12 protein-coding genes and 1 pseudogene are annotated in these 11499 nt (G+C 24.9%); 3 read left to right on the forward strand and 10 right to left on the reverse strand.

Features of this window, described 5'->3' with window-relative positions; translation table 11 throughout:
* Nucleotides 1-1617 (reverse strand): PAS domain S-box protein (locus ACERKK_RS06610; protein ID WP_373772298.1); only part of this gene is annotated, 1617 nt, incomplete at its 3' end.
* Nucleotides 1598-2521, reverse strand: a complete 924-nt coding sequence (locus ACERKK_RS06615) for a cytochrome-c peroxidase (RefSeq protein WP_373772299.1) — start codon at nt 2519-2521, stop codon at nt 1598-1600. The genes ACERKK_RS06615 and ACERKK_RS06610, both read right to left, overlap by 20 nt.
* Nucleotides 2522-2706: 185 nt before the next feature.
* Here ACERKK_RS06615 and ACERKK_RS06620 point away from each other — a divergent pair, with 185 nt between their 5' ends.
* Complete coding sequence (locus tag ACERKK_RS06620) at nt 2707-3738, forward strand: sensor domain-containing diguanylate cyclase (RefSeq protein WP_373772300.1); 1032 nt, start codon at nt 2707-2709, stop codon at nt 3736-3738.
* Nucleotides 3739-3754: 16 nt separating this feature from the next.
* On the opposite strand, the gene ACERKK_RS06625 is transcribed toward ACERKK_RS06620, so the two are convergent.
* The 3 genes from ACERKK_RS06625 to greA are packed head-to-tail and all read right to left on the reverse strand — an operon-like array spanning nt 3755 to nt 5932.
* A complete protein-coding gene (locus ACERKK_RS06625) occupies nt 3755-4453 on the reverse strand; it encodes a UDP-2,3-diacylglucosamine diphosphatase (protein WP_373772301.1) in 699 nt (232 codons plus the stop codon).
* The gene (gene argC, locus ACERKK_RS06630) at nt 4443-5447 is read right to left on the reverse strand and encodes an N-acetyl-gamma-glutamyl-phosphate reductase (RefSeq protein ID WP_373772302.1); all 1005 of its coding nucleotides are present in this window, start codon (nt 5445-5447) and stop codon (nt 4443-4445) included. The genes ACERKK_RS06625 and argC overlap by 11 nt, the downstream gene beginning before the upstream one ends.
* Nucleotides 5447-5932: a transcription elongation factor GreA gene (gene greA / locus ACERKK_RS06635; RefSeq protein WP_373772303.1), complete on the reverse strand. Its 486-nt coding sequence runs from the start codon at nt 5930-5932 to the stop codon at nt 5447-5449. Before greA ends, argC begins: the two co-directional genes overlap by 1 nt.
* A 61-nt stretch (nt 5933-5993) precedes the next feature.
* Between greA and ACERKK_RS06640 the strand changes: the two genes are divergently transcribed.
* Nucleotides 5994-6641, forward strand: a complete 648-nt coding sequence (locus ACERKK_RS06640) for a ThiF family adenylyltransferase (protein WP_373772304.1) — start codon at nt 5994-5996, stop codon at nt 6639-6641.
* 66 nt (nt 6642-6707) lie between these two features.
* Nucleotides 6708-7613, forward strand: a complete 906-nt coding sequence (locus ACERKK_RS06645) for a chemotaxis protein CheV (protein ID WP_373772305.1) — start codon at nt 6708-6710, stop codon at nt 7611-7613.
* Nucleotides 7614-7667: 54 nt separating this feature from the next.
* Here the strand turns inward: ACERKK_RS06645 and argH are convergent, their stop codons facing one another.
* From argH to ACERKK_RS06670, 5 genes and pseudogenes are all read right to left on the reverse strand, one after another.
* Complete coding sequence (gene argH, locus ACERKK_RS06650; RefSeq protein WP_373772306.1) at nt 7668-9056, reverse strand: argininosuccinate lyase; 1389 nt, start codon at nt 9054-9056, stop codon at nt 7668-7670.
* Between the two features lie 53 nt (nt 9057-9109).
* Entirely contained in the window at nt 9110-10378 is a 1269-nt protein-coding gene (locus ACERKK_RS06655; RefSeq protein ID WP_373772307.1) for a hypothetical protein, read from the reverse strand.
* A 4-nt stretch (nt 10379-10382) separates the two neighbouring features.
* On the reverse strand, nt 10383-10817 hold the full coding sequence (locus ACERKK_RS06660) for a hemerythrin domain-containing protein (protein ID WP_373772308.1): 435 nt from the start codon (nt 10815-10817) through the stop codon (nt 10383-10385).
* Nucleotides 10818-10893: 76 nt separating this feature from the next.
* The gene (locus ACERKK_RS06665; RefSeq protein WP_373772309.1) at nt 10894-11076 is read right to left on the reverse strand and encodes a hypothetical protein; all 183 of its coding nucleotides are present in this window, start codon (nt 11074-11076) and stop codon (nt 10894-10896) included.
* A gap of 24 nt (nt 11077-11100) precedes the next feature.
* Nucleotides 11101-11499 (reverse strand): annotated as a pseudogene (locus ACERKK_RS06670) (sodium:proton antiporter); the annotation flags it as partial.

An 11499-nucleotide genomic window follows, 5' to 3' on the forward strand; every position in this document is an offset into this window, starting at 1 on the left:
TATAAAAATATACTTTTCTTTAATATCATTTTGAATTAATGCATCTTTTGCATTATTATAAATATTCATTAAACACTGAATTAGTTCATTTTCAAAACCTTCTATTTCTATATCTGTTGGTATATCTGAAATAATAGTTATATTATGTGTTTTACATGAGCCTTCAATTAAATGTAAAAAACTATTTATTTGATTATTTAGATTAAAATAAGTTTTGATTTTATCCCCTTTTATAAAGTTTCTAAAATCATCAATTGTATTAGATAAATATTGAACATTTTTATCTATAAATTTACAAGTTTTATGAAACTCTTCATCAGTTAGTAAACCATACTCTTTTTGTAATTGCATTCCTGTTACACCAGTTGATATTACAGATAGAGGTTGTCTCCATTGGTGAGCAATATTAGCTATCATTTCACCCATAGATGCTAGTTTTGTTTGATTAATTAGTAATTTTTCTTGCTCTTTTAATTGTTGTTGAGATAAAATCTCTTTTGTAATATCTAATTTAACGGCAATAAACTCTATTATTGCTCCTTTATCATCAAATACAGGAGTAATTGATGCTTTTTCATAAATTAGATTACCATTTTTATTTTTATTTATAAACTCACCACTCCACTTTTTACCAGAGTGAATTGTCTCTTTAAGTTTTTTATAGAATTCCTTAGATTTTTGACCTGATTTTAAAATACTTGTTTTTTTACCTAACACCTCATCTAAAGAGTAGCCAGTTGTTTTTAAAAATGCTTTATTTACATATTTTATAGTTTCATTTTTATCAGTTACAACTATAATATTATTACTATTATGTAAAGTATCTTTAAATCTAGATAACTTTTTATTTGTTATATTTAATTTATACTCATTATATAAATATAATACAATGGCTACAAACAATAAAATAAATAAGATACTAATTGATAATTCTGCTTGTTTATTACTTTTTTGTGAATATTCATCATATAAAATATTAAACTTTTTTAATAATGTATCTATATTTAATTTTGTTAATTTATTTTGTAAATTATTAAACTTCATTTGATGTTCTAAAATAACACGAGAATGTTTAATAAAAAGAATATCAAATTTATTAGTATACAATTTGTCAATATTACTCATTTTTTCAAATTCATCTTTTATATCTAATGAACTATTTTTATCTATTGTCATAATAATAGTATATAAATCATTTAAATTTTTAGATACTCTTTTATTATTAAGTCTTTGTATGATTCTATATGAATTATTTAACACAGCCTTGTGAGATTTTGCTTTATTTATAGTTTGAAATTTAAATTTTATTGATGATTCTAAATTCCTAATAGTATTTTTAAGTTCATCATTATTTATATCTTTTAAAAGTTTATTTTCTTTTATCTTTTTTAACTCATTTTCAAAAGATTTAATTTTATTTTGAATAATATCAAAGTTATCATATGCAAGTGAATTTTTAAAATAGTAATCCAAGTCTTTGTTTAGAAGTGTTATATTATTGATACTTTTTTCAATTAAAGAGTAATTAGCTCTTTGAAGCTTTGCATTATTTATAAAATAACCAAGTGTAAAAATTAAGAAAATTAAAAATATTGCACTAATTATAGATTTTTTCATTTTCTGTATCTTTCATAAATTTAGGAGTCTCACCATTTAGCGTTTTTAGAAACAGAACAATATTTTCAATTTCTTCATCTTCTAATAAATACCCAATCTGGTATTTAAGCATTTTTTCTACTGCTTCTTTTAAGGTTTTTACTTCACCATTATGAAAATATGGAGCAGTTAAATCAATATTTCTTAATGTTGGAACTTTAAAATAAAATTTATCATTTTCATCTTTTGTTACGTAAAATCGTCCTAAATCATCTGTATAATAAGTATCAACTATTCCTATTTTTTGTATTAGATTTCCTCCAATATTTACACCATTATGACAAGATATACAACCATACTCTTTAAAAGTTTGATAACCTTTCATTTCTTTATCATTTAAAGCTGATTTATTACCTTTTAAAAATTTATCAAACCTTGAATTTGGTGTAGTTAATGTTTTTTCAAATTCTGATATTGCATTAGTTATATTATATTCACTAAAACCATCAGGATAAGTTAGCAAGAATTTTTTAGAAAATTGTTTGTCTTTTTTTAATTTAGAAATGATTTCATCAAAATTTGAATCCATCTCAACCGGATTATGAATAGGTCCTGATGCTTGAGCTTGTAAACTCTTTGCACGACCATCCCAAAATTGTATTTCATTGAATTTTGCATTTAAAACAGTAGGAGAATTTCTTGTACCTTTTTTCTGATATATCCCAAAAGGTAATGCTAAATCATCATCACCTCCTTTTGATATATTATGACAACTTGCACAAGATATTGTATTATTATGGCTTAATCTTTTATCAAAAAACAACATTTTTCCAAGCAATGCTTTGTCATTATTATAATCATTAGTATTAGGTATTGCTGTGATTAATTCAATTGAATTTAATGTAGTAAAAAGTATAAAAATCAATATAATTATTTTTTTATTAACTATTTTAAGACCTTTTATTTTTATTCTAATACATATTATATTTATATAAAATTAAAAATCATAACAAAATAACAAATTTTTAATTTATGTATATTTTTATACAATTATTAATGTTTTAATCTCTTTCCCAATATAATAAAAAAAATTTATAATATTGAGATGCTATGCAAAATGATTTAGAAGATAAAGAGTTAAAAAAACATATAATAGAACTTGAAAAAAAACTTTCCATTATGAATATGATTAGTGAAAACTTTGTAAAAAACAATAAATTATTAGAACTACTATTAAATACTATTCCTAGTCCTATTTTTTATAAAGATATAGATGGTATTTATCAAAAGTGTAATGACTCTTTTTCTAATTTAATTTTAGGGTTAAAAAAAGAAGAAATTATTGGTAAGAGTTTATTTGATTTACCTGAACTTATTCCAAATGATTTAGCACAACTTTATTATGAAAAAGACCAAGAATTATTTAAAAGTAAAGATACACAATTTTATGAATCAAGAGTTTTATGTTCAGATAAGGTTTATAGAGATTTTTGTTTTTATAAAGCTGTTTTATTAGATGATGATAATAACTCACTTGGAATGGTTGGCATTATGCTTGATGTTACTGACTTTAAAAGCTCTCAGAAAAAACTAAAAAAAAGCACTAAAAAATTAAAAGAAAAAAATTTATTACTAAAAAAGCTATCATATAAAGATTCATTAACAGGTTTATATAATAAAAGAAAATTTGATTATTTATTTGAACATATGTTAAATACTACAAAAAGACATAAATTTATGCTAAATTTTGCCATTATTGATGTTGATAATTTTAAATTATACAATGATACTTATGGTCATGATAAAGGCGATATAGTACTTAAAAAAGTTGCAAAAACTATGATGAAAGTTCTGACAAGAGATGAAGATTATTCTTTTAGATTAGGTGGTGAAGAGTTTGGATTATTGTTTTATTCAAACAATAAAGAAGATGCTTTTGATTTAACAGAAAAATTAAGAAAAAAAATATTGAAGTTAAATATAAAAGATAAAAGTGCTAATAAAAAAGTAAGTGTATCAATAGGACTTATTACAATAAAAAATAAAGATACAAAACAAAAAAGTATATATAAAAAAGCTGATAAATTATTATATAAAGTAAAAAAAGATGGGAAAAATAAAACGTACAATAAAGAAATATAAATTATTGTACGTTTATTTACATATTTTTATTTGTAAACTCTAAATTATTTAGCTGAGTATATGTATTTGAACAACATAAAGAAGGAATATTTATATACTTTTTATCATCAATAATAAATGTTTCACCTTGATGATAATGCCCTTCAATTATAATATCACTATCATAATTTTTAACTCGTTTCTCTACTAAAGTTTTATAATTAGTCATTTTATGACAAATTGATTTTTGTAGTAATGCATTTTCAATTTTTTTTGAAATTATATAGTTAAAATCAATAAAATTCATGATAGTTAAAAAAAGTTTATTTCTAATAATCGTGCAATATAAATCATAATGCCAGTTTATAAAATTATCACCATGAGATAAAGAAATTGTTTTATCTTCATACTTCACTTTAAATGGTTGTTTTTCTCTTTTTATTACTTTTATATTAGAAAAAAGTTTCTGTAAATTATAATCATGATTTCCTTCTAAATATACTATTTCTATAGTTTTTGATAATTCATTTAGAAGATTAATAGCTTGTTTATTTTTTAAAATAAAATATTTACTTTCGCATGATAGAAAATCAAACATATCACCCATTAAAAATAGTTGAGAAGTTTCAATCTTTTTAGATTTTATATTTTCTAAAAAGATTAAAAATTCTTGATTTTTTTCATTGAAATGAGAATCTGCTACAAATATAGCATTGTTTTTAAGACTAAGGAACATAAGCTATTTTTGGAATACCTTCACCCTCTTTATATCCACATAACAAGTTTGCATTTACAACAGCTTGAGATGAAGCACCTCTTAATAAGTTATCAATTGAAGAACTTACAAATAATGCATTTGCATTTTTAGCAGCATAAATATCACAGAAGTTTGTTCCGGCTGTTGATTTAATATCAACTGGCTTTTCTCTAATTCTTACAAATTCACTATCTTTATAAGTATTTTGTAAAATTTCATTTACATCAATATCTTCTTTTAATGTTGCATAAACAGAAACTAACATACCTCTTGTAAGAGGAAGTAAATGAGGAACAAAGTTTATAGATACTTCTTCATTTTTAAGTAATCTAACTTTTTCTTGAATTTCTGGCATATGTCTATGTTTAAATGGATTATATGAGTGACAATTTTCATTTATTTGACCAAAATGTGTAGCTTCACTTGGATTTTTTCCAGCTCCACTTACACCTGATTTTGCATCAATAAATATTGGTGCATTGGTATCAATATATTCAATAAATGGTAATAATGCTAAAAGAGAAGCAGTTGGATAACATCCAGGGTTTGCTATTAATTTTGCACTTTGAATATCTTCTTTATAATATTCAGGTAATCCATAAACAGAATCTTTTATATGTTCTTTATCTTCATGAGCACAATAATGTTTTTCATATGTTTCTAGTTCAAGTCTATAATCAGCAGATAAATCTACTACTTTTACATTAAGTTCTAATAACTCTTTTGCAAAAGACATTGAAGTTTTATGAGGAAGTGCTAAAAAAGCTAAATCAGCAACTTTTGCAACTTCTTTTGCACTTGCTTTTTGAACATCAATATTTATAACATCTTTTAAACATGGATGCAAATCTTGTACATTTATATCACCTGTTGAATTTGCAACATAAGTAATATTGAACTTTGGATGAGTTACTAATAGTTTGATTAGTTCTAAGCCAGTATACCCACTAGCTCCAATAATTGCTACATTCATTATATAGATAACTCCTTATATCCTACACTTAATAATTCATAAGTTTTAACTCCACCTGGTAATGTAGCTGTAACTTCATCACCCTCTTCTTTTCCTAATAACTGCTTTGCAAGAGGAGAATTAAAAGAAATTAAACCTTTATCAGCATTAGATTCAACTCCACCTACAATTGCATAAGTAAACTCTTCATCTGTCTCTACATCTACTAATTCAATAGTCGAACCAAAACTTACTTTTGTATGTGGAAGTGTTGAAGGATCAATAATCACTGCTTTTGAGATAACGGCACCTAGTTCTGCAATTTGCACATCAATTAGCTTTAATTTGTCTTTTGCTGCATGATATTCTGCATTTTCTTTTAGGTCACCTAACTGTCTAGCTTCATCAAGCTCAATTACAGTTTCAGGTCTTTCTTTAGATTTTAAGAAATCAAGAGCCCCTGTGATTTTTTCATAACCTTTATTTGTCATTGGTTCTTTTTCCATCACCATCTCCCATAAATTAATTTATGTTATAATACCCAAAAATTGTAAAAGAGTAGTTTAGATGAAATATGATAGAACAAAAAAATTATTTGGTGAAGATACTTTTAATCATTTCCAAAATACAAAACTGATTTTATTAGGAGTTGGTGGTGTTGGAAGTTTTGCATTAGATGCACTTTATAACACTGGTATTACTAATATTACTATTGTTGATTTTGACACTTATGAAGAATCAAATATGAATAGACAATTAGGAAGTGTAGGAAATATTGGAAGAGTAAAAGTAGATGTTTTAAAAGAAAAATATCCAGATGTAACAGCAATAAATGTAAAAATTACACCTGAATGGATTGATGAATTTGATTTTTCATCATATGATTATATTTTAGATGCTATTGATGATGTTAAACCAAAAGTTCATTTAATTAAGAAACATTTTACTAAGGTTATTTCTACAAGCGGTGGAGCTAAAAGAATAGATCCAAGTAAAATAGAATATATATCTATTTGGAAAACATACAATGATCCTTTCATTAAAAAAATTAGAAATGAGTTAAAAGAACAAAATTTTAATAGAAAATTTAAAGTAATTTTTTCTTCAGAAGTTCCAAATTGTATTGAAAAAGGTAGTTTTGAAGGTGTTACGGGTTCATTTGGCTTAATGATGGCATCGGTTGCTGTAAAAAAAATCATTAATAAAAATAAATAATAACTTAAAGGTTCTTAAAGAATAAAAGATATATAATAATGTTAAAACACGAAAAAAAGGATCCCCATGAGCGGTATTAGTGGTAGCGTTGAGCAAATGACACAAGCGCATTTAAGAAATGTTCAACAATTAGCTGTATTTTACACTGGTCATAGTAATATTTATGCTATTAACATAGCTAAAGTAAAAGCTTTTATTATTACAGAAGAAGTTGCAATAAACGATACGCCAAGAGATAGTGAAGTTATTGGAGGAATTGCAACAATTAGAGGGGAACCTGTAACATTAATTAACCTTGATGCATGGTTAGGACTGACTACTTTACCTATTAAAGAGTACAAACTAATTATTTTTTGTGAATTCAATCATAAAAAAATTGGTTTCTTAGTAAAAGATATGTTAGATATCGTTGAAAAAACGACTGATCAATTAAGACATACAGAAGAAACAAATTCAAAAATAACTTATACTACTTATGTAAAAGTTCATGATAAAGACGAACTTTGTACAGTATTTAATGCTGAAGAACTTCTAAGAGATATTGGATGGACTGATGATGGTGAAGATGAAGTACAAAAATATGTTGAAACAAAATTAAATTCTGATAAGATAATCTTAGCAGCTGAAGATTCAGGTGTTGCAAGAGAAGTATTAAAAAAATTCTTTGAAAAAACTGGTGTAGCATTTGAAATCTATACAAACGGTTCTTTATTAATTGAAAGAGTTGAAGAATTAGATCCAAATAGAATAGGAATGATTGTTACAGATATTGAAATGCCAGGAACAGATGGTTATCAAGTAGCTTCATATATTAAAGCTAATGCTAAATATAATGAAATCCCTGTTATTGTTAATTCATCAATGACAACAGATGCAGTAAGAGGAAAAATGAATCAAATTGGTGTAGATGGATTTGTTGGTAAAACAGATATTCATACATTATTTGAATTAACTAAAAAATTCTTAAGATAGATTCTTATCTATCTTATTTAAAATAGATGAGTTAAACCTCATCTATTTCTTTCTTTATTTTAACCACTCTTTAAAATCTTCAATTTGTTTTAATGTTTGTTCTGTAGAAGTTCCACCTAATGATGTTCTAGCATTCATAGAGTTTCTTAAATCTAAATACATAATAATTTCTTCATCAATATTTTTAATCTCTTCATTTGATTCTCTAATTTCATCAATTGTAAGTTCAGAAATATCTTTGTTTAGAGAGTTTGCTTTTTCAACTACATCTTTTGTAATATAATAAGCTGTTCTAAATGGCATATTTTGTTTTTGAACTAAGAAGTCAGCTAAATCAGTTGCACTTAAGTGACCAATTTTACAAGCATTTTGCATTTTATCAACATTTACAATCATAGTTTTAATTACTTCATTTAAAATTTTAAGTGAAATTTCTATTGTTTTAACAGAGTCAAAAACACCCTCTTTATCTTCTTGAGTATCTTTATTATAAGCTAATGGTAAACCTTTCATAACTGTTAATAATGAGATTAAGTTTCCATAAACTCGACCTGTTTTACCTCTTAAAAGCTCAGGAACATCAGGGTTTTTCTTTTGTGGCATAATAGATGAAGTTGTCGCATATTCATCTGACATTCTTACAAATTGGAATTCATAAGATGACCATGTAACTAACTCTTCTGATATTCTACTAACATGCATCATTGAAGTTGCAATATTAAATAAAATTTCTAAAGCAAAATCTCTATCTGATACTGTATCCATAGCATGAGCTGTTGGTGCTGTAAATCCTAATTTATCAGAAGTACTTTGTCTATCAATATTATGAGGAGTTCCTGCTAGTGCTGCACTTCCAAGTGGAGAATAGTTATTTCTTTCATATGAACTTTCAAATCTTTGTAAATCTCTTTTAAACATATTTGCATAAGCTAATAAATGATAACCAAAGTTTAAAGGTTGAGCATGTTGTAAATGAGTCATACCTGGAATTAAAGTTTCAGTATGTTTTGAAGCAACATCAACAAAAGTTTCAACTAAAGTTTTTAATTGTTCTTTTATACTTAATGTTTTTTCTTGAACATATAATCTAAAATCAGTTGCAACTTGGTCATTTCTACTTCTTGCTGTATGAAGTCTTTTTCCAGGTTCACCTATAATTTGTGTAAGTCTATTTTCAACAGCCATATGAATATCTTCATACTCTAATGAAAAAGTAAATTCACCTGATTCAATCTCTTTTTTTACTTGTAATAAACCATTTTCGATTGATTCTTGTTCTTCTTTTGTTAAAACACCTCTTTCACAAAGCATTTGTGAATGAGCAATAGAACCTTTTATATCTTGTGAATAAAGCTCTTTATCAAACATGATTGAAGCATTAAACTCATCTAAGATTTGTGCATTTGTATTTTTTAAAATTTGATTATTTTGTTGATTTGACATCTTTATCCCTATGTTACATACTAAAAATTTTTCGTATTATAACATAAGTGATATTATTTAAAAGCAGATATGTCCATAGGATCAGTTTTTGCTATTTTGGCATATTTTTTTATTCCTACAAAACAATTTATAAAAAAGAAAATATTTGAAGAAATAAATAAAATAGCTGCTATATAAATCATTTGATTAATAAAAATACTTAAAATAAAAAATACTACTGCTAAACAATGAAAATAAAACTGATATCTTATATATTTTTCTTCAATAAACTCTCTTATAGTTGGAAGAGAAAAATAACCTTTTGAACTTAAATGAAACCATGATAAAAATGGAATTATTTTATAAACCATACCTTGTAAAAGTGAATACAAAAATCCTATTGCAAAAGTAATAAATAGTAAAAAACTTGAATCAAAAAGATTAAATAACCATATAATCATAGAAATAATAAGCATAACTAGTGAAAGTTTCCAATACCAAAGTGTGATATCAAAAACTGGTCTTTTTCTATTATTTAAAGATTTTAATCCATAAAAAGCAAAAGTGCAAAGAATTAATATAAATAAAAGTTTTAATATCAAAAAATCAATACCAAATATTAAGAATATTCCACTTATAAAAAGTGATATAAATAAAATATTTGGAGCTTTATTTTGTATAAACTTTGGTAAATCAGGTGCGACATAAAACATAGGAATTACTTGAAAAGAAACCCCCATTATAAGTAATGAAGCAAATCCAAAAACTCCAAATAATATATGTAAATTTACAATACTATAATGACTTAATCCAATATCAAAACTAATATGTGCAATTGCTAAATATACACCTAGTATTGCAGTTATAAGTCCACTAAGACTAAAAAGTCTCATAGCTTTTACAGTTGATGTTAAAAATTCAACTTTAAAAAGTAGTCTTATAGTTGTATAAAAAAATGTTAAAAAAGCAATACTTAAAAATAAAATGGCAATATGAAGTAAAATTTTAATCTCAAAAATAAATGAACTTGAAAAACTCAATGTTCCTAAAATTAATGAAATATGAACAATCCAAGCAAATAATTTTGATTTTTTTATTATAGCACCTGCAAGAACTGGCATCATTTGTTGCATTGCACCAAAAATTATCATTGTTAATATTCCAAGTGTAAATAGATGAACTGCACCAATTGCAATACTTGAATATCTATTTGTAATTTCTTCAAAAGGAAAAAATAAAAAAAGAGCTCCAAAAAGTACTCCAAAAATTGGAGCACTTAAAAAAAATCTTAATGGAACGTAAATTGAAGGGGCTTGGTTTAGACTTAAACCTTGAGAGAACATAAGCTTATATTGCTTTCATACTATCTATAACAGTTTCTACTTCTGCACCTAAATGTGCATCAGCCATAGCATATAACATTTGTTCTTCTTTCATATTATGCTGTTGCATTAACATCATTAAACTTTCACTTACACCAAAGAAGTGATTTTTGTCTTTTTTTTCTATATCTTGTGCTAGGTGAGTTAAAAGTTGTCTCATTTGCTCATGTTCCATTCTCATCATTGCAGTTGGACCTTGAGTCATTCCTGTTTTTTCTTCAAATGCTAAAAACATTACTTTTTCTTCCATATCAAAATGATGAAGTAAATCATTTGAAAATTTTGTTAATTTATTTTCTGCTTCATTCCAGTTTTCTTTTGCTACTTCATTTTCTAAGTTTGCAAACTCTTCATCACAAGCTCTATGATCTTTAGTTAAAAAAGTTGATATTGTTTCCATATAATTACCTTAGTTTTTAATTTTAAACATTATATTGGAAATAATTTCTTTTTAAATTGATAGCAATCAATAAACTCTATTTATTTTCTAAATCTTTTATTGCATTTTTTATAATTGCTATAATTTTTCTTTTTGCTTCATCTTCATCATTTTCAGGAACATCCCATCCAACAATTGACATATATTTATCAACTAGGGAATCTACGTCTTTTACTATTACATCATGTAATTGTTTTAATTCTTTATCTTGTGCTGTCATAATATATCCTTTTTAATTATTATATCATATTTCTATATCAATTTCTTTTTTTGTTTTTAGGCCATTATCTAGTTTTTCATATAAAGAATCTTTTGTATCTCCTGGCATATATTGTGTTATTGTTAATGTTCTTTTATAGGCAATTTTCTTTAATTTTTCTGCAAAATAAAAGGCATCTTCTAAACTAGTATGTGTTAATAATACAGCATAATATTCACTATTTATTTTTCCAAAATAATCACTTTGTCTTACTGATGTTTGAGATATTTTTCTTAATTTTTCTTTATTTGTTTTAAAAGCAACTATTGAAAATATTTGATTATATCTTTGTGCTCTATTTATTTCATTTTCTACTAAATCCTCAAATACTATTTCATTGTAAGCACCTGTATCTAACTCTTTATCGACAAGCTCTTTTATTCC

Origin of the sequence: Poseidonibacter sp. (assembly GCF_041821165.1) — a bacterium.
In the GTDB taxonomy this organism is placed as follows: Bacteria; Campylobacterota; Campylobacteria; order Campylobacterales; family Arcobacteraceae; genus Poseidonibacter.

Excerpts from the sequence above, each read along its gene's own strand:
- ACERKK_RS06660 (WP_373772308.1), bottom strand. The coding sequence starts at position 10,817 with ATGGAAACAATATCAACTTTTTTAACTAAAGATCATAGAGCTTGTGAT.
- ACERKK_RS06640 (WP_373772304.1), top strand. The coding sequence starts at position 5,994 with ATGAAATATGATAGAACAAAAAAATTATTTGGTGAAGATACTTTTAAT.
- argH (WP_373772306.1), bottom strand. The coding sequence starts at position 9,056 with ATGTCAAATCAACAAAATAATCAAATTTTAAAAAATACAAATGCACAA.
- argC (WP_373772302.1), bottom strand. The coding sequence starts at position 5,447 with ATGAATGTAGCAATTATTGGAGCTAGTGGGTATACTGGCTTAGAACTA.
- ACERKK_RS06645 (WP_373772305.1), top strand. The coding sequence starts at position 6,708 with ATGAGCGGTATTAGTGGTAGCGTTGAGCAAATGACACAAGCGCATTTA.
- greA (WP_373772303.1), bottom strand. The coding sequence starts at position 5,932 with ATGGAAAAAGAACCAATGACAAATAAAGGTTATGAAAAAATCACAGGG.
- ACERKK_RS06655 (WP_373772307.1), bottom strand. The coding sequence starts at position 10,378 with ATGTTCTCTCAAGGTTTAAGTCTAAACCAAGCCCCTTCAATTTACGTT.
- ACERKK_RS06625 (WP_373772301.1), bottom strand. The coding sequence starts at position 4,453 with ATGTTCCTTAGTCTTAAAAACAATGCTATATTTGTAGCAGATTCTCAT.
- ACERKK_RS06665 (WP_373772309.1), bottom strand. The coding sequence starts at position 11,076 with ATGACAGCACAAGATAAAGAATTAAAACAATTACATGATGTAATAGTA.
- ACERKK_RS06620 (WP_373772300.1), top strand. The coding sequence starts at position 2,707 with ATGCAAAATGATTTAGAAGATAAAGAGTTAAAAAAACATATAATAGAA.